This window comes from Microbacterium sp. NPDC059771 (assembly GCF_042732495.1).
Classification (GTDB): domain Bacteria; phylum Actinomycetota; class Actinomycetes; order Actinomycetales; family Microbacteriaceae; genus Microbacterium; species Microbacterium sufflavum.
This window is the reverse complement of sequence record NZ_JBHWHK010000001.1, coordinates 12,776-29,951: the sequence shown is the minus strand read 5'-3', so window position 1 is coordinate 29,951 and position 17,176 is coordinate 12,776. Positions and strand designations below refer to the sequence as shown.

Below are 17,176 nucleotides of genomic sequence, written 5' to 3'. Positions count from 1 at the left end.
TCGCTGCCGGGTGCCGGTGCTCGCGCTCATGGTCACTGGTCCACGCGGTTCGCGTTGGCGTACTCGACGATCTTGTCGAGCTGGGCCTTCGGGTCGGCCTCGCCGTTGACCGCGAGCGCGATCTGCTGCGTCATGTAGGTCGCCATGTCCGACGTCCACTGGAACGGCAGGGCCTTGGCGTCCTTCATCGCGCCGAACACCGTGTCGATCGCGGCGAGCTGCTTCTCGTCGGTGACGGAGGAGGCGATGTTCTCCACGACCTGGTCGCCGCCCTCGGCCGTTCCGGGCGCGGTCCCGACCGCGAGCGACGAGAACGCCACCTGGTTCTCCTGGTTCGTCGCGAACTCGGCGAACGCGAGTGCGGCTTCCTTGTTGTCGGAGTCGGCGGAGACGTTCAGGCCCTGCACGTAGAGCGGCGCGATGCCGAGGCGCGGGGTGGCGACGGTGTTCGCCAGCAGCGACGGGGCGTCCTTCTGCAGATCGGTCGTGAAGCCGGTGCCGCCGGTCGTGAAGGCGACCTTCTCCTGGATGTAGGCCTCGGCGTTGCCGCCGTAGTCGCCGGTGAGGGCCTCGGCGGGCATGGCGCCCGCGGCGTACGCGTCGGCGTACTTCTGGATGATCGCGGCGGCCTCGTCGGTGTTGAAGTCGAACTCGCCCTTGTCGTTGATGACCTCCATGCCCGCGGCCGTGAAGGTGTCGAGCGCGGGGATCGAGGAGAGCAGCTGCACCTTGCCGCCCGACTCGGTGGCCACGTCGGTGGCGAGCGTGAGCAGCTCGTCGACCGTGGTCGGCAGGTTCTGCTCCGTGACGCCGTAGGGGGCGAGCTGGGCCAGGTTCCACCACGACGCATCGCTCGACAGGTACCACGGCAGACCGTAGGTGCCGTCGACGCCCGGGTACTGGCTGTAGGCCTCCCACGCGCCCGTGTTGTACGCCGACTTCAGGTCGGGGTCGGCCGTATCGAGGTCGACCAGCTTGCCCGCGGCGACCAGCGGGTAGGCGATGTCGGGCGGCAGGTTGAGCACGTCGGGCAGGGTGTCGGCGTTGGCCTGGCTGAGGATCTTCTCCTGGTAGCCGTCGCCGGGCTGGTCGAGCCACTCGACCTTCACGTCGGGGTGCTCCTTCTCGAACGCGTCGATCAGGTCTTCGAAGTACGGCGTGAACTTCTCGTTCTTGAGCGACCAGGTCTGGAACTGGATCGTGCCGCTCAGGTCGCCGGAGGTGTCGATCGGCCCGGCGTCTCCGGCGCCGGCGCCACCGCCGGTGCAGCCGGCGAGCGCGAGGGCGCCGATCGTGAAGGTTGCCAGTGCAGCCATGCGTGCGGGAACTCTCATCGTGCTTCTTCCTCGAGGCGGGCGATTCGGCGCGGGTCCGACAGGACGGGACTACAGCGCTTTAGCTGATGAAACCATCCGAATCCACCGGTGTCAAGAGAGGGCGCGGGGAGCGCAGGCGGCGAGCGGAATCTCGTGCCGCAGTCTCGCTGCTCAAGCGTTATAGTGGTGCGATCCGCCCTCGTCGGGGGGCTCTGTCCGAAAGGTGCGAACACATGACGCAGCGTGGCGCTCTCGACGCTCCCCTGAGGTTCGGGGCGAACTACACGCCGTCTAAGGACTGGATGCACTCCTGGCTCGACTTCACGCCCGACGACGTGCGCCGCGACTTCGCCGCCCTCGCCGAACTGGGCCTCGACCATGTGCGCGTGTTCCCGCTGTGGACCGTGCTGCAGCCGAACCGCACCCTCATCCGCCCGAAGGCTCTCGACGACGTGCGGGCGATGGTCGACATCGCCGCCGAGTTCGAGCTCGACGCGAGCGTCGACGTGATCCAGGGCCACCTGTCGAGCTTCGACTTCGTGCCCGCCTGGCTGTACACCTGGCACGACCGCAACATGTTCACCGATCCGAGGGCGCTCGACGGGCAGGTCGCCCTGGTGCAGCGGCTCGCGGAGGCGCTGCGCGATGCCCCGAACTTCCTCGGCCTCACGCTCGGCAACGAGGTCAACCAGTTCTCGGCGCACACGCACCCCGCGCCGTGGCCGGTCACGGTCGACGAGGCCGGGGCGTGGATCGAGACCCTGCTCGCGGCCGCGGGGGAGGCCGCTCCCGGACTCCCTCACGTGCACAGCGAGTACGACGCGGTCTGGTACATGGACGAGCACGGGTTCACCCCGGCGCACGCCTCGCGCCTGGGCGACATGACCACGATCCACTCGTGGATCTTCAACGGCACGGCGCAGCGCTACGGCGGTCGCTCCGTCGCCGCCGACCGGCACGCCGAGTATCTGATCGAGCTGTCGCGGGCGTTCGCGACCGACCCGCAGCGCCCGGTGTGGCTGCAGGAGGTGGGGGCGCCGTCGAACTGTCTGGAGGCCGACGAGATGCCCGGGTTCCTGGAGGCGACGCTGCGCTCCTCGGCGCGGACCGAGAACCTCTGGGGCGTCACGTGGTGGTGCTCCCACGACGTGAGCCGCGACCTGGGCGACTTCCCCGACCTGGAGTATTCGCTCGGCCTGGTCGACCAGTCCGGCGCGGCCAAGCCGATCGGCCGGCGGTTCGCGGAGCTGATCCCCGAGCTGCGCGCGCGCACGACTGCCCCGGCGCGGTCGACCGGGATCGTGGTCGAGGTGGACGAGCGCGACGTGCCGGTGAGCCGGGCCGCGCTGAGCCCGGGAGGGGCGGTGTTCCAGGCGTGGGTCGATGCGTGCACAGCCGGACTCGACCCGGCCCTGGTCACCTCGGCCGACGCGGCAGACCCCGCGGTGCTGGAGGCTCGGGGCATCCGGGAGCTGATCCGCCCCGACCTCGCGGGCGACGCGGTCGGCCGCTACGGCTCGGTCAACACCGTCGTCGACGCCTGACACCATCCGTCGGCGCGCGTCAGGACGCGGGCGGCGCCGTGCTCTCGCGCGCCGTGAGGGTGGGGGTGGGACCGGCGACGCTGGGCAGGGTCGCGCCCGCCTCGATCTGCTGCAGCAGGAGCGTGGCCGCCTGCTCGCCGAGCTCGAACGTGTCGCGCGTCATGGCGGTGATGGACGGGTTGATGAGCCCGGCGATCACCGAGTCGTCGAAGGAGGCGAGGGAGACGTCGCGCGGCACGGTGCGCCCCATCTCCTGGGCGACGCGGAGTCCGGCGACCGCCATCACGTCGTTGTCGTAGACGATCGCGGTCGGGCGCTGCTTGCCGGAGAGCAGGGTGCGCGTGACCGCCGAGGCGCGTGCGGGGGAGAAGTCGGTCGCGATGACCTCGCCCGCGATGCCGTCCGCCGCGAGGCGCTCCAGCACCTCGGCGCGCAGGCGCGTGTGCTCGAGCTCGGCGGGTCCGGCGACGTACGCGATGCGGGTGTGCCCGAGGGCCGCGAGGTAGGAGAACAGCGTCTCGGCCACCTCCTCGTCGCCGATCCAGACGCTCGGCACGTCGCCCTCCGCGGACGGCTCCGACCCGATCATCACGGCGCGGGCGTCCAGCGACGCGATGTTCGCCGCGCGCGGGTCGTCGTCGCGCGGATCGATGTAGATGATGCCGTCGACCTGGTTCGACGACCGCCACTGGCGGTGCACCTCCATCTCCTCGTCGATGTCGGCGACCAGGCGCAGCTGCAGGCTGACCTTGCTCTCCGACAGCCGCGATTCGATGCCGGCGATCAGATCGGTGAAGAAGGCCTCGGAGCCCAGCGAGCGGGCGGGGCGGGCGAGTGCGAAGCCGACCGCGTTGGCACGGGCGCCGACCAGGGCGCGTGCCGCGGAACTGGGCTGCCAGTGGTGCTCCTCGATGATCGCGAGGATGCGCTGCCTGGTCTCCTCGCTCACGCCGGGGCGACCGTTCAGGGCGAAGGAGACGGCCCCTGGGGAGACGCCGGCCAGTCGCGCGATGTCCGCGATCGTGACGCGTTTCCCCGAGGCCATAGGCATCACCCTACTTGATCGGTTTAGCCTCGCGGGAGCGTCGTGGATGTGCCGTAGACTCGAATCGCTAGATCGTTTTAGTAAATCGGATAGCATCAGAACGCCCCCTCACCGTCGAGCCCGGAGAACAGCCATGCATGACGACACCTCGCTCACCGTCGGCCGCGTCAAGCGCGTGCTGGAAGAGCGCATCCGTCCCGCGATCCACTCGGCCTCCGTGCCGCTGACCGTCGAGCTGCACGAACTGCCCGGGGAGCCGATTCCGCCGGCCGAGGGGCTGGCGCTCGACTTCGCGCCGGGCGCGGTCGGGTCGCTGTGGGGCCCGGCCTGGGGCACCACGTGGTTCAAGCTCACGGGGCGCGTGCCGGCCGACTGGAAGGGGCGCCGTGTCGAGGCGCTGATCGACCTCGGCTTCGACGTGAACATGACCGGCTTCCAGTGCGAGGCCCTCGCGTACCGCCCCGACGGCACGCCGATCAAGAGCATCAACCCGCGCAACCAGTGGGTGCCGATCGCCGAGAACGCCCACGGCGGCGAGCCCGTCGAGCTGTACCTCGAGGGGGCGTCGAACCCGGTGCTGCTCGACTACCACCCCTTCCTTCCGACGCAGGAGGGCGACATCCTCACCTCGTCGAAGGAGCCGCTGTACCGCCTGCGCCGCATGGACCTCGCGGTGTTCGAGCCCGAGGTGTTCGACCTGTCCCTCGACATCGAGGTGCTGTTCGAGCTGCAGGCCGAGCTGCCGGCGACCTCGCCGCGGCGCATGCGCATCCTCCAGGCGCTCGACGACGCCCTCGACGTGCTCGACCTCCAGCGCCTCGTCGAGACGGCCGCCGACGCCCGCGCCCGACTCGCCGACGTGCTCGCGGCCCCGGCCGAGGCGAGCGCGCACCGCATCTCGGCGGTCGGCCACGCGCACATCGACTCCGCATGGCTGTGGCCCGTGCGCGAGACCATCCGCAAGGTCGCCCGCACCACCTCGTCCATGACCACGCTCATCGACGAGCAGTCCGAGTTCCAGTACGGCATGTCCAGCGCGCAGCAGTACGCCTGGATCAAGGAGCACCGCCCCGAGGTGTGGGAGCGGGTCAGAGCCGCGGTCGCCGCGGGGCGCTTCCTGCCCCTGGGCGGCATGTGGGTCGAGTCCGACACCGTCATGCCCACCGGCGAGTCGCTCGTGCGGCAGTTCTCGCACGGCCAGCGCTTCTTCGAGCGCGAGTTCGGCATCCGGTCGAAGGGCGTGTGGCTGCCCGACAGCTTCGGCTACTCGCCCGCGCTGCCGCAGCTCATGCGCCGCGCCGGGTTCGAGTGGTTCTTCACGCAGAAGATCTCGTGGAACCAGCAGAACGTCTTCCCGCACCACTCGTTCCTGTGGGAGGGCATCGATGGCTCGCAGGTCTTCACGCACTTCCCGTCGATGGACACCTACAACTCGCAGCTCAGCGGCATGGAGGTCGCCAAGGCCGCGCGGCAGTTCAAGGAGAACCGCGTCACGTCGCGGTCGATCGCCCCGGTCGGCTGGGGTGACGGTGGTGGCGGCACGACCCGGGAGATGACGGGCAAGGCCGCGCGCCTGCGCGACCTCGAGGGCAGCGCGCAGGTCGTCTGGGAGCACCCGGACGACTTCTTCGACGCCGCGAAGGCCGAGCTGCCGCACCCCGCCGTGTGGGTGGGCGAGCTGTACCTCGAGCTGCACCGCGGCACCCTCACCAGCCAGCACGCCACGAAGGCGCTGCACCGCTGGGCCGAGCACGCGCTGGTCGAGGCGGAGCTGTGGGCCGCGACCGACGCCGTGCGCACGGGGGCCGCGTATCCGCAGGCGGAGCTCGACCGGCTCTGGCAGGCCGTGCTGCTGCACGAGTTCCACGACATCCTCCCCGGCACCTCGATCGCCTGGGTGCACCGCGAGGCCGTCGCCGTGCTCTCCGACGTGCTGTCGGAGGCGCGCGACATCGCGCAGCGCGCACGCCGGTCGCTCGCGGGGGAAGGGGAGCGTGAGCTGCGGTTCGAGCCGACCTCGGTCGCGGGCGGACGGGCGCTGGGCGCGGCGTTCGTCGGGGAGCCGACCGCGAGCCCGGTGACGCTCACCGAAGCGGACGGCGGCTGGCGCCTGGAGAACGAGCTCGTGTCGGTCGTGGTGTCGGCGGAGGGCCTCATCGTGTCGGCGGTCGACAGGGCGTCCGGCCGCGAGACGGTTGCGCCCGGCAGGGCCGCGAACCTGTTCCAGCTGCACCAGGACTTCCCCAACATGTGGGACGCGTGGGACATCGACCGCTACTACCGCAACAGCGTCGAGGACCTCACCGCGGTGTCGTCGATCGAGGCCTCGGTGGTGCACGGCGTCGCGACGATCGTGGTCGAGCGGCGGTTCTCGGAGTCGACGATCACGCAGACCATCCTCCTCGCTCCCGACTCGCGCACCGTGGTACTGCGCAACGAGGTCGACTGGCACGAGACCGAGAAGCTGCTCAAGCTCGCCTTCCCGCTCGACATCCAGGCGTCGCACACCGAGGCCGAGACCCAGTTCGGCTACCAGGCCCGCGTCACCCACACGAACACGAGCTGGGAGGCCGCGAAGTTCGAGACCTCGATGCACCGCTTCGTGCTGGTGCGCGAGCAGGACTTCGGCGCCGCGCTCGTCAACGACTCGATCTACGGCTACGACACCTCGCGCGAGGTCGGTGACGACGGGGTGACCACGACCGTGCGGCTCTCGCTGCTGCGCGCGCCGCGGTTCCCCGACCCCGACACCGACCACGGGCACCACGCCATCGAGGTCGGCTTCGTGATCGGCGCGGACGCCGCGATCGCCACGGCCGAGGGAATCCGGTTCAACGCGCTGCCCACCGTCGTGCGCGGTGCCCGCGAGGTCGAGCCGCTGGTGAGCGTGTCGGGCGAGGGCATCGTGGTGTCGGCGGTCAAGCTCGCCGACGACGGCTCTGGCGACGTGATCGTGCGCGTGTACGAAGCTCTCGGGCGTCGGACCACGGGCGAGCTGGCGGTCGGCTTCGAGCATCGCGAGGTGCGCGAGGTGAGCCTGATCGAGGACGACCTCGACGACGCGCGGACGGGTGGAGCGCTGCACCTGCGTCCGTTCGAGGTGCGCACCCTCCGCATCGCGCGCTGACCCCGCGCAGGCCCGGGCGTTGTGCGCGGGCGGGGCGTGCGGGAGCATGACGGGATGGCGACGATCGACGACGTGCGGCGGATCGCGCTCGCGCTGCCCGGGGTCACCGAGGCCGTCAACGGTCACACGGGTCTGCCCGGGTGGCGCGTGACGCAGGGGCAGTTCGCGGGGCTGCGCGGCCCGACCGGCGCCGATCTGCGCCAGCTGGCCGAGCTCGGTCGGCAGTGGCCCGACGGCGAGGTGCTGTCGGTGCGCGTGGCGGATCAGGGCGAGAAGGAAGCGCTGCTGGCCGCGGAGCCGGAGGCGCTGTTCTCGATCCCGCACTTCGACGGCTACCCGGCGCTGCTCGTACGCCTGGACGTGGTGGACGCGGACCGGCTGGCGGAGCTCGTCACCGACGCCTGGCTCGTGCGTGTTCCGGCCACTGTCGCGAAGGACTGGCTCGCCGCGCACGGCCTCGCGTGAGTCCTCCCCGCACCCGGCGGTGGACGTCGAGGGTGTCAGGCCGGAGGCAGCCGCAGCACGTCGGGCGACTCGCCGCCGGTGAGGTCGTCGGCGATGCGGATGCTCCGGGCGAGGTCGTCGAGCGCGGTGCCGAGCGTGCCGAAGCGCTCCCGGTCGGCGCACACCGCCGTCAGCGTGATCAGGTGCGTGCCGGTGTCCCACGTGTACGTCGTGAACGGGGGCGTCGCGGGCGAGGGCGGCATCGCGACCACCAGCTTCTCGCCGACCCCGAGCCGCGTCGGGAACGAGGTGGTGTCGTCGTACTCCATGGGCATCGATGCCCGGGCGATGCGCACATCGGGCGTCAGCACCTGGGCGGTCGCCATCGCCACCACCAGCTCGGGCTCGGCCTTCCACGTCCACACCAGCACGCGGCCGTCGGCCTTCTTCATGAGCATCGGGGCGGCCTGGCTCATGGCCCACGCGCCGAAGCGCGATCCAGGGCGCTCGGTCGCCCCCACCGCCGCGTTCACCTGTCCCAGCAGCATGCGGATCGCGGCCTTCCGGTGCCGGCGCCCCTTCCAACCGAGGGAGTCGGTGACGGGGATCCACAGCTGGGGGTCGGCGTCGGCAGTCAGTCGCATGCGCCAACGCTAACGGCTCCGGCTGGGCGGATGCCGGTATGCCTCGGCGGCCCGGCCAGGGCCCTCGGGTAGAGTTGCGTGCGCCCGACCAGGGCTTTCCCTTGGCCGCCCCATCGTAAGGCAGCATGTCTGTGACCCCCTCCGACGATCCGACCGAGGCGTCCCCCGACGCCGCCGAAGCCCCCCGCCCGCTGAAGATCCTGATCGGCTGCGACACCTTCGCGCCCGACATCAACGGTGCCGCCCGCTTCGCCGAGCGTCTCGCGGCCGGCCTCGTCCAGCGCGGACACGACGTGCACGTGGTCGCCCCCAACCAGGCGTACCGTCGCTCGGCGCCTCACACCGAGGTGATCGAGGGCGAGCCGATGACGCTGCACCGGCTGCCGTCCGTGCGCTGGGCCCCGCACGACTGGCTGCGTTTCGTGTGGCCGTGGCGCTCCAAGCACTACGCGCGGAAGGTGCTCGACCGCGTGCAGCCCGACGTCGTGCACATCCAGTCGCACATCGTGATCGGACGCGGCCTCGCGCGCATCGCGAAGCAGCGCGGCATCCCGGTCATCGCGACCAACCACGTGATGGCCGAGAACATCCTCGATCACACGACCATGCCGAAGTTCATCGACGACCTGGTGCTGAAGTTCGCCTGGGCCGATGCGAAGCGCACGTTCGACCTCACCCGCGCCATCACGACCCCGACCCGCCGCGCCGCCGACTTCCTCGAGAAAACGGTCGAGGTGCAGGGCGTCATCCCGGTGAGCTGCGGCATCGACCGCTCGCAGTACACGCCGGTGATCGCGCCGCGCGAGGAGAACCGCCTGGTGTTCGTCGGGCGCCTCACGGCCGAGAAGCAGGTCGAGGTCATCCTCAAGGCGATGACGAAGCTCGACCCCGCGTTGAACACGACGTTCGACATCGTCGGCGGCGGAGATCAGCGCAAGCAGCTCGAGAGCCTCACCGCGCAGCTCGGTCTCGCCGACCGGGTCACGTTCCACGGCCGCACGACCGACGAGGAGCTGCGCGCCCTGCTGTCGCGCGCGAGCCTGTTCGTGATCGCGTCGATCGCCGAGCTGCAGTCGATCGCGACCATGGAGGCCATGGCGTCGGCGCTGCCGATCGTCGCCGCGGACGCGGTGGCACTGCCGCACCTGGTGCACGACGGCGAGAACGGCCACCTGTTCGAGCCGGGCAACGTCGACGAGCTCGCCGCGCGACTGACCGATGTCCTCACCGCCTCGCCTGGCGAGTACGAGCGGATGCAGCACGCCTCGCTCGACGGCGTCGCGATCCACGACATCAACCGCACGCTCGACACCTTCGAGGCGCTGTACCGCGACGAGCCGCTGCCGGAGTAACCGCATGCACATCGTCTTCTTCGGCGATCAGCACCTGGACTCCCTCGGTGGCGCGCAGGTGTCGATGCGGCTGCAGCGGACCTTTCTGGAGAGGGCGGGGCACACCGTGACGGTGGTCGCGCCGCGCATGCACGCGCACCGCGATCCCGAGGGCGACGTGCCGGCCGGTGCCTACGTCGACCTCCCGTCCGTCCCGATCACACTCGACCGCGAGTACGCGATGAGCTGGCCGGGTCGCGCCACCGACCGCGCCCTCGACCGGGCCATGACGCAGCGCCCTCCCGTCGACCTCGTGCACGTGCAGGCCGACTTCTGGGGGGCGTTCATCGGACACCGCTACGCCCAGCGACACGGGCTCCCCGTGGTGCACACCATGCACAACCGCGTCGATGTGGGCCTCGCGGCGGTCACCCCGCTGCACCGTCCCGTGCTCGCGGTGCTCAACGCGTGGCGCCGCCGCGCGTTGCGGGGCATCGGGATCCGCGTGGGGGGCAGTGACGGCTGGTCGTACCTGCGCGGGCTCGCGGCCGGGGCCTCGGCGGTCACCGCGCCCTCCGGTCACTTCGCCCGGCGTCTGGAGCAGAACGGCGTTTTCCCGCACGTCGACGTGATCTGGAACGGCATCGACGACGACGTGCGGGCGAGCACCCTCGCCGCGGCGCCCGCCGAGCGCCGCCCGGGGCGTCCGCGCTTCGTGTGGCTCGGACGGATGAGCCCGGAGAAGCGCCTGCTGCCGTTCCTGGAGGCGTTCGTGGCCTCGGGCGTCGACGCCGACCTGGAGGTCATCGGGGGCGGCGCGCAGCGCGCGGCCGCGGAACGGATCGTCGCCGGTCGCGACGGCGTGACCTTCGCGGGGCGCCTCACCTACGCGCAGACGCTCGCGCGCATCGCCGACGCCGACGCGCTCGTCCAGACCTCCATCGGCTTCGAGACGCAGGGCATGACCCCGTTCGAGGCCGCGACGCTCGGCACGCCCTCGGTGGTGTGCGACCCCGACATCGCGGCCGAGCTCGAGGGCGGGCTGTGGGCCGTACCGGAGGCGGACCCCACCGCGTCGGAGCGCGAGCGCGAGGCGCAGCGGACCGCCGCCCTCGCGGAGACGCTGCGTCGTGCCGCCGCTGACATCGCCGCGGGCGCCGCTCCGTCCCCCGTTCCGGCGGTCGCCGAGGCGTTCCGCCAGTCGTCGCGCACCGCCGCCATGGTCGCGGTGTACGAGCGCGTGCGGGACGGCCGGTGAGCGGGACTCTCGGCGTCGATCAGACGAAGCGGTAGAACATCGAGGCCAGCCAGACGGTGACGATCCCGAGCAGTCCGGCGCCGGAGATGCCGATCGCGATCCCCGCGAACAGCCGGGAGCCGGGGCGGCGCGCGGCGACGATACCGAGCACGAGCGCGACCGCGTAGCCCAGGAAGCCGACGACGGACGACGCGCCCTCGACGAATCCGATCAGCGAGTAGCCGCGGTCGCCCATGTAGAGGAACGGGCGCCCGAGGATCAGGAGCAGGTCGAGGGCGAACACCACGACCGCGACGATGAACGCCACCCGGCCGAGCGAGCTGCCACGGTCGGCGGCGGTGCGGGGCGGGGCGCCGACCGGGAACTGCGGGTACCCGGGGCCTCCCGGCGTGACGGCCGTGGGGTACGCGGGCGGGTAGGGGGTGCCGTCCGGTGCCGCGGACGGGGCGGTGGCGTACGGGTTCGCGGTCGGGCCGGTCGCACCGGGAGCCGCGGTCGTCGAGGCGGGGGCGGCCGGCGATGCGGCGGGGCGGGGGAAGGAGGGCGCGGCGCTCGGGTACCCCGGGGGCGGCGCGGCGGGGTAGCGCGGCTCGGCCGTGAGGGGAGGGGCGGGCGGCGGCGGCACGGGTGCGGACTCGGCGGGCTGCTGGGGGTCGCTCATGCCCCGAGCGTAGCCGCGCCGCCGTGGCGCGACGAGGGGGTTGTGCGACGGTCAGCGGTAGCCGTGACCCGGCTCGGCCTGCTGGTGCACGTCGCGACCGGAGACCCGGCTCCAGTCGGTCGGGGTGGGGCGGTAGCCGTCGCGGCGCAGTTCGACGATCGTGGCGACGACCGCCCACCCGGCGATGGCGAGAAGCGCGATGATGAGTATCATGGCAGAAAAGCTACGCGCAGCGGGTTACGGCCACGAGTGGCAGAAACGACCCTCTACGACAGAAAACTGCCAACCGGGAGAGTGCATGAAGACGGTCGCCTGCGTCATCCAGGACGGATTCGCCCCCTTCGAGTTCGGTGTCGCGTGCGAGGCGTTCGGCCTCGACCGCTCGGACGACGGCGTGCCGAACTTCGACTTCCGCATCGTCGCACCGGAGCCCGGGGTCGTGCGCTCCAAGATCGGCTTCTCGGTCAACGTCGAGCACGACCTGACCTTCGCCGACGAAGCCGACCTCGTGGTGTTCTGCCCCGTGCCCCGCTCGACCTGGGGTCGCATCGACGAGCGTCTGACCGATCTCGCCCGCGCCGCGGTCGACCGGGGCGCCTGGGTCATGAGCGTGTGCAGCGGATCGTTCATCCTCGCGGCGGCCGGGGTGCTCGACGGGCGCCGTGCCACGACCCACTGGATGTACGCGCACACCATGGCCGAGATGTACCCGCGGATCGACATCGACCCCGACGTGCTGTTCGTGCAGGACGACCGCATCATCACCAGCGCCGGGACCGCCGCGGGTATCGACGCGTGCCTGCACCTGCTGCGCCAGGAGCTCGGGGCCGAGATCACCAACCGCATCGCCCGCCGCATGGTCGTGCCGCCGCAGCGCGACGGCGGTCAGGCGCAGTTCATCGACCGCCCCATCCCGGTGGCGCCGTCGGACTCCCTCGCCGCGGTCGCCGACTGGGCCGTGGAGAACCTGCGCGAGGAGCTCAGCGTCGACCACCTCGCCGGCCGGGCGCTCATGTCGCCCCGCACGTTCGCGCGGCGCTTCAAGGCCGAGTACGGTGCGACACCCGCCGCGTGGCTCGCCCGGCAGCGCATCATCCACGCGCAGCGTCTGCTGGAGCGCACCGACCTGCCGCTCGAGCACATCGCCGGCGAGTGCGGCTTCGGCTCGGCGGCCGTGCTGCGGCAGAACTTCGCCAGGGTGCTCGGCGTGACGCCCACGGCCTATCGAGCGCGGTTCTCCTGCGCGGACGACGCGGTGCCCGCGGCCTGAGTCGCGGGCGCGCCGGGTCGGTGCCGGGCGGTGCGGGGTGGATAACGGGCCGGGGGAGGCGCGGGAAGGCGCGGTTTCGATCCGGAAGGCCAGGGCGCCGCGGGCCAGGGCGCCGTGGGTCAGGGCGCCGGGGGTCAGGCGGTCCAGTGCGCGGGGGACGGGAGGGTGACGTCGCGCACCTCGACCCCCGCGGGGGTGACCGCGGCCACGGCGTACAGCAGTGACTGCGTCGGATACCCGTGCGGACGGTTGTCGCGGATGATCGCGCGGTCGTCCTCGGGTGACAGCTCCGCGGAGGCCCCGAGCAGCGCCGTCCACTCCGCGACCCAGTCGGCGCTCGCCGCGGCGGGCCCGAGGGCGCGGAACTCCGGCAGCCACGCGGTGATGCGCGGCGTCTGCTCGTCGTCGAGGTCGTCGTGCGCGATCATGTGGGTTCCGGGCGTCACCGGGGTCTCGCGCAGCGTCGCGCCGTCCCACGACACCACCCGCGCGCCGTCGGGCCCGACCTCGAGCAGGTTGAACCCGTGCATGCGGGGGAGGCCCTGCGGCGAACGGCCCGACACCGATTCGAGCGGCAGCGATCCGCGCGATGCCGCGGGGCCGGGGAGGTCGTTCACGTCGGCACGGTTGAGCAGCACCGCGAGGCGGCGCTCCTGCGGGTTCACCGCGAGCCAGGCCCCGCCCGCCCGGCGGTCGCGGATGCCGATCACCCCCGGATACTGCTCCGGCCACCACGGGCCGAGCGCGTCCCACTCGCGGTGGGGATCCTCGTCTCGCACGGCCAGGAGCCGTGCCGAACCGGCAGTCTCGACATCGATCACGACCGTGCACACCCTCCCGAGTCTAGGTCGCCCGCGCGCGCCGGGGCCCTCCCGGCGCGGCGTCGACGACGTGCGCGGGGCCGGCGTCCCCGGCCCCTCTGCGATCCTGCAGGCCCGGGCGGGGGCGGGCTGGGGCAGAATCGAGACGTGAACATCGTGGTGGGGGTCACGGGCGGCATCGCCGCCTACAAGACGGTGCACCTGGTGCGCCTGCTGACGAAGGCGGGTCACGACGTGACAGTGGTGCCCACGGCGGACGCCCTGCGTTTCGTGGGGCTGCCGACGTGGGAGGCGATCAGCAGGCACCCGGTCACCACGAGCGTGCACGACGATGTGGCGAAGGTGCGCCACGTCGCGCTCGGGCAGGCCGCGGAGCTCGTGGTGGTGGCGCCCGCGACCGCCAACACGCTCGCGAAGATGGCCGCCGGGCTGGCCGACGACCTCCTGGGCACCACCCTGCTCGCGACCGAGGCGCCGGTGCTGGTGGCCCCGGCGATGCACGCGGAGATGTGGCGGCACCCCGCCACGCAGGCGAACATGGGAACGCTCCGTGAGCGCGGCGTGCACGTGGTCGGTCCGGCCGACGGCGAGCTGGCGGGTGGCGACAGCGGTCCGGGGCGGATGGCGGAGCCGGAGGAGGTGTTCGCGGTGGCGCAGACCCTCCTCACGCCGGGCGACCTCGCCGGCGTCCGGGTGGTGGTGTCGGCGGGTGGCACGCGCGAGCCGATCGATCCGGTGCGCTTCCTCGGCAACCGTTCCAGCGGGCGGCAGGGGGTCGCCCTGGCCGCCGAAGCCGCCGCCCGCGGAGCCGAGGTGACCCTGGTGGCGGCGAACGTGTCGGGCGACGTGTGCGAGGCCGCGCGGCATCCGGGCATCCGGGTGGTCACGGTCGGCACGGCCGCGGAGCTGTCCGCCGCGATGGCCGAGGCGGCCGCGGACGCCCAGGTCGTGGTCATGGCGGCGGCGGTGGCCGACTACCGCCCGGTCGAGGTGTCGGCGCGCAAGCTCACGAAGGACACCGGGGGCGTGCCGCCGATCGAGCTCGTGGAGAACGAGGACATCGTCGCCGGGCTCGCGGCCGCTCGGCGCGCGGGGCAGCTCGTGATCGCGTTCGCCGCGGAGACGCCGGAGGACGAGGCCGAGATGCTCGACCGCGCCCGCGCGAAGCAGCAGCGCAAGGGGGTCGACCTGCTGGTGGTGAACGAGGTCGGCTGGGACCGCGGCTTCGAGCGCGCGGAGAACACCGTGCACATCCTCGGTCCTGGCGGTACCGCGGCCGGCACCGCGTCGGGGTCGAAGCGCGAGGTCGCCGCCGCGGTCTGGGATGCCATCGTCCGGGAGGGGTGACGACGGGCTGGAGGCGCGACCCCCGGAATGGTAAACTTGAGTCAACACGGCTCAACTTTTCATCCCGTCCCCGGACTTCGGCGGCGGGGCCGACCAGAAGGAGTACCTCCAGGAGGAGCGCATGACCACCCCGCAGACCGGATCCCCGAACCAGGAACAGCAGTCCGCCCTCGAGCAGTTCGGCATCAACCTGACCGACCGCGCCCGCGAGGGCAAGCTCGACCCCGTCATCGGACGGGACAGCGAGATCCGACGCGTCAGCCAGGTCCTCACGCGTCGCACCAAGAACAACCCGGTGCTGATCGGCGAGCCCGGCGTCGGCAAGACGGCCGTCGTCGAAGGGCTCGCGCAGCGCATCGTCGCGGGCGACGTGGCCGAGTCGCTGAAGGACAAGGAGCTCGTCACCCTCGACATCTCCGCCCTCGTGGCCGGTGCCATGTACCGCGGGCAGTTCGAGGAGCGGCTGAAGCAGGTGCTCAAGGAGATCACCGAATCGGACGGGCGCGTCATCACCTTCATCGACGAGCTGCACGTGCTCATGGGCGCGGGCGGCGGGGAGGGCTCCGTCGCGGCCTCCAACATGCTCAAGCCGATGCTGGCCCGCGGCGAGCTGCGGCTCATCGGCGCGACCACGCTCAACGAGTACCGCGAGTTCATCGAGAAGGACGCGGCCCTGGAGCGCCGGTTCCAGCAGGTGTACGTGGGAGAGCCCTCGGTCGAGGACACGATCGCGATCCTCCGCGGCCTCAAGGGTCGCTACGAGGCGCACCACGGGGTGACGATCTCGGACAGCGCCCTCGTGGCGGCCGCCGCCCTGTCCAACCGGTACCTGCCCGCTCGGCAGCTCCCGGACAAGGCCATCGACCTGATCGACGAGTCGATGTCGCGGCTCAAGATGGAGATCGACTCCTCCCCGGTCGAGATCGACCAGCTCAAGCGTCAGGTCGACCGGCTCAAGCTGGAGGAGCTGGCCCTCAAGCGCGAGAAGGATGCCGCCTCGAAGGAGCGCCTCGGCGCGCTGCGCGAGCACCTGGTCGAGCTGGAGAAGGAGCTCGCCGGCCTCGAGGCCCGCTGGGCGCGCGAGCGTCAGGGGCTCAACCGCGTCGGCGAGCTGAAGAAGCAGCTCGACGACGCCGTCACCCAGCGCGACCTCGCGATGCGCAACGCCGACTACACGAAGGCGTCCAAGCTCGAGTACGAGACCATCAAGCGGCTGGAGCGCGAGATCGCCGAAGCGGAGCAGGCGGAGGCGACCACCTCGACCGAGCCGCGCATGGTGAACGAGCAGGTGACCGAGGAGGACATCGCCGCGGTGATCGCCGCCTGGACGGGCATCCCCGTCGGGCGTCTGCTCCAGGGCGAGAGCGAGAAGCTGCTGCACCTGGAGAACGAGCTCGGCAAGCGGCTGATCGGCCAGAAGGACGCCGTGAAGGCCGTGTCCGACGCGGTGCGCCGCTCCCGTGCGGGCATCAGCGACCCCGGCCGTCCGACCGGATCGTTCCTGTTCCTCGGGCCGACCGGTGTCGGAAAGACCGAGCTGGCCAAGGCGCTCGCCGCGTTCCTCTTCGACGACGAGCACGCCATGGTGCGCATCGACATGTCGGAGTACGGCGAGAAGCACTCGGTCTCCCGGCTCGTCGGCGCCCCTCCCGGGTACGTCGGCTACGAGCAGGGCGGCCAGCTCACCGAGGCCGTGCGGCGGCGCCCGTACAGCGTGGTGCTGCTCGACGAGGTGGAGAAAGCGCACCCCGAGGTGTTCGACGTGCTGCTGCAGGTGCTCGACGACGGCCGCCTCACCGACGGTCAGGGTCGCACGGTCGACTTCTCGAACGTGATCCTGATCCTCACCTCGAACCTCGGCTCGCCGATCCTCATCGACCCCGTGCTCTCGCCCGACGAGAAGCGCGAGCAGGTGATGGCGCTGGTGCGGCAGGCGTTCCGCCCGGAGTTCCTCAACCGGCTCGACGACATCGTGATGTTCAGCGCGCTGAGCGAGGACGACCTCGCGCAGATCGTGGAGCTGTCGGTCGATCAGCTGCACGACCGGCTCAAGGACCGCCGGCTCACGCTCGCCGTCACCCCGGACGCCCGGGCGTGGCTCGCCGAACGCGGCTACGACCCGATGTTCGGTGCGCGGCCGCTGCGCCGGCTCATCCAGACCGAGGTGCAGAACAAGCTGGCCACGGCGCTGCTCTCGGGTGGCGTGCGCGACGGCGACACCGTCCGCGTGGACGTGGCGGCCGACGGCTCGGGACTCGTGCTCACGTCGACGACCCCCGAGCCCGAGCCCGCGGAGGACGACGACGACGTGATCGAGGCCGAGCTGCTCGATGACTGAGACTCCGTCGCCACACGAGAGCCCCGTCCC

At 71.7% G+C, this 17,176-nt stretch carries 14 protein-coding genes; 8 read left to right on the top strand and 6 right to left on the bottom strand.

Annotated features, from left to right (window positions below; all coding sequences use genetic code 11):
* Nucleotides 1-32: 32 nt before the first annotated feature.
* Entirely contained in the window at nt 33-1,316 is a 1,284-nt protein-coding gene (locus ACFV3I_RS00120; protein ID WP_168442904.1) for an ABC transporter substrate-binding protein, read from the bottom strand.
* 233 nt (nt 1,317-1,549) lie between these two features.
* Between ACFV3I_RS00120 and ACFV3I_RS00115 the strand changes: the two genes are divergently transcribed.
* The gene (locus tag ACFV3I_RS00115) at nt 1,550-2,860 is read left to right on the top strand and encodes a glycosyl hydrolase (RefSeq protein ID WP_378822117.1); all 1,311 of its coding nucleotides are present in this window, start codon (nt 1,550-1,552) and stop codon (nt 2,858-2,860) included.
* A gap of 19 nt (nt 2,861-2,879) precedes the next feature.
* Here the strand turns inward: ACFV3I_RS00115 and ACFV3I_RS00110 are convergent, their stop codons facing one another.
* Complete coding sequence (locus ACFV3I_RS00110; protein WP_136035143.1) at nt 2,880-3,905, bottom strand: LacI family DNA-binding transcriptional regulator; 1,026 nt, start codon at nt 3,903-3,905, stop codon at nt 2,880-2,882.
* A 133-nt stretch (nt 3,906-4,038) separates the two neighbouring features.
* Between ACFV3I_RS00110 and ACFV3I_RS00105 the strand changes: the two genes are divergently transcribed.
* Complete coding sequence (locus ACFV3I_RS00105; RefSeq protein ID WP_378822116.1) at nt 4,039-7,032, top strand: alpha-mannosidase; 2,994 nt, start codon at nt 4,039-4,041, stop codon at nt 7,030-7,032.
* A 54-nt stretch (nt 7,033-7,086) separates the two neighbouring features.
* Nucleotides 7,087-7,497 (top strand): MmcQ/YjbR family DNA-binding protein, encoded by a 411-nt coding sequence (locus ACFV3I_RS00100; protein WP_168443120.1) that lies wholly within the window; start codon nt 7,087-7,089, stop codon nt 7,495-7,497.
* A 35-nt stretch (nt 7,498-7,532) separates the two neighbouring features.
* Here ACFV3I_RS00100 and ACFV3I_RS00095 read toward each other — a convergent pair whose 3' ends face one another.
* The gene (locus tag ACFV3I_RS00095) at nt 7,533-8,120 is read right to left on the bottom strand and encodes a hypothetical protein (RefSeq protein ID WP_206252422.1); all 588 of its coding nucleotides are present in this window, start codon (nt 8,118-8,120) and stop codon (nt 7,533-7,535) included.
* 125 nt (nt 8,121-8,245) lie between these two features.
* Between ACFV3I_RS00095 and ACFV3I_RS00090 the strand changes: the two genes are divergently transcribed.
* Nucleotides 8,246-9,472: a glycosyltransferase gene (locus ACFV3I_RS00090; RefSeq protein ID WP_136035147.1), complete on the top strand. Its 1,227-nt coding sequence runs from the start codon at nt 8,246-8,248 to the stop codon at nt 9,470-9,472.
* Nucleotides 9,473-9,476: 4 nt separating this feature from the next.
* Entirely contained in the window at nt 9,477-10,709 is a 1,233-nt protein-coding gene (locus ACFV3I_RS00085; RefSeq protein WP_136035148.1) for a glycosyltransferase, read from the top strand.
* A 19-nt stretch (nt 10,710-10,728) separates the two neighbouring features.
* On the opposite strand, the gene ACFV3I_RS00080 is transcribed toward ACFV3I_RS00085, so the two are convergent.
* Together ACFV3I_RS00080 and ACFV3I_RS00075 are read right to left on the bottom strand one after the other, a co-directional pair.
* Nucleotides 10,729-11,370 carry a hypothetical protein gene (locus ACFV3I_RS00080; protein ID WP_378822115.1) on the bottom strand — a complete coding sequence of 214 codons (642 nt, stop codon included), beginning with the start codon at nt 11,368-11,370 and terminating at the stop codon, nt 10,729-10,731.
* Nucleotides 11,371-11,421: 51 nt separating this feature from the next.
* On the bottom strand, nt 11,422-11,583 hold the full coding sequence (locus tag ACFV3I_RS00075) for a hypothetical protein (protein ID WP_168387248.1): 162 nt from the start codon (nt 11,581-11,583) through the stop codon (nt 11,422-11,424).
* 85 nt (nt 11,584-11,668) lie between these two features.
* On the opposite strand from ACFV3I_RS00075, the gene ACFV3I_RS00070 reads away from it, so the two are divergent.
* Nucleotides 11,669-12,640 carry a GlxA family transcriptional regulator gene (locus ACFV3I_RS00070; protein WP_136035150.1) on the top strand — a complete coding sequence of 324 codons (972 nt, stop codon included), beginning with the start codon at nt 11,669-11,671 and terminating at the stop codon, nt 12,638-12,640.
* Between the two features lie 134 nt (nt 12,641-12,774).
* Here the strand turns inward: ACFV3I_RS00070 and ACFV3I_RS00065 are convergent, their stop codons facing one another.
* A complete protein-coding gene (locus ACFV3I_RS00065; RefSeq protein WP_378802925.1) occupies nt 12,775-13,473 on the bottom strand; it encodes an NRDE family protein in 699 nt (232 codons plus the stop codon).
* Nucleotides 13,474-13,608: 135 nt separating this feature from the next.
* Between ACFV3I_RS00065 and coaBC the strand changes: the two genes are divergently transcribed.
* Together coaBC and ACFV3I_RS00055 are read left to right on the top strand one after the other, a co-directional pair.
* Nucleotides 13,609-14,808: a bifunctional phosphopantothenoylcysteine decarboxylase/phosphopantothenate--cysteine ligase CoaBC gene (gene coaBC / locus ACFV3I_RS00060; protein ID WP_378802924.1), complete on the top strand. Its 1,200-nt coding sequence runs from the start codon at nt 13,609-13,611 to the stop codon at nt 14,806-14,808.
* A gap of 121 nt (nt 14,809-14,929) precedes the next feature.
* On the top strand, nt 14,930-17,146 hold the full coding sequence (locus ACFV3I_RS00055) for an ATP-dependent Clp protease ATP-binding subunit (protein WP_136035153.1): 2,217 nt from the start codon (nt 14,930-14,932) through the stop codon (nt 17,144-17,146).
* The last annotated feature ends 30 nt before the right edge of the window (nt 17,147-17,176 follow it).

Bases quoted from the DNA above. Each gene is read 5' to 3' on its own strand.
- ACFV3I_RS00120 (WP_168442904.1), bottom strand. From the start codon at position 1,316: ATGGCTGCACTGGCAACCTTCACGATCGGCGCCCTCGCGCTCGCCGGC.
- ACFV3I_RS00115 (WP_378822117.1), top strand. From the start codon at position 1,550: ATGACGCAGCGTGGCGCTCTCGACGCTCCCCTGAGGTTCGGGGCGAAC.
- ACFV3I_RS00110 (WP_136035143.1), bottom strand. From the start codon at position 3,905: ATGGCCTCGGGGAAACGCGTCACGATCGCGGACATCGCGCGACTGGCC.
- ACFV3I_RS00105 (WP_378822116.1), top strand. From the start codon at position 4,039: ATGCATGACGACACCTCGCTCACCGTCGGCCGCGTCAAGCGCGTGCTG.
- ACFV3I_RS00100 (WP_168443120.1), top strand. From the start codon at position 7,087: ATGGCGACGATCGACGACGTGCGGCGGATCGCGCTCGCGCTGCCCGGG.
- ACFV3I_RS00095 (WP_206252422.1), bottom strand. From the start codon at position 8,120: ATGCGACTGACTGCCGACGCCGACCCCCAGCTGTGGATCCCCGTCACC.
- ACFV3I_RS00090 (WP_136035147.1), top strand. From the start codon at position 8,246: ATGTCTGTGACCCCCTCCGACGATCCGACCGAGGCGTCCCCCGACGCC.
- ACFV3I_RS00085 (WP_136035148.1), top strand. From the start codon at position 9,477: ATGCACATCGTCTTCTTCGGCGATCAGCACCTGGACTCCCTCGGTGGC.
- ACFV3I_RS00080 (WP_378822115.1), bottom strand. From the start codon at position 11,370: ATGAGCGACCCCCAGCAGCCCGCCGAGTCCGCACCCGTGCCGCCGCCG.
- ACFV3I_RS00075 (WP_168387248.1), bottom strand. From the start codon at position 11,583: ATGATACTCATCATCGCGCTTCTCGCCATCGCCGGGTGGGCGGTCGTC.
- ACFV3I_RS00070 (WP_136035150.1), top strand. From the start codon at position 11,669: ATGAAGACGGTCGCCTGCGTCATCCAGGACGGATTCGCCCCCTTCGAG.
- ACFV3I_RS00055 (WP_136035153.1), top strand. From the start codon at position 14,930: ATGACCACCCCGCAGACCGGATCCCCGAACCAGGAACAGCAGTCCGCC.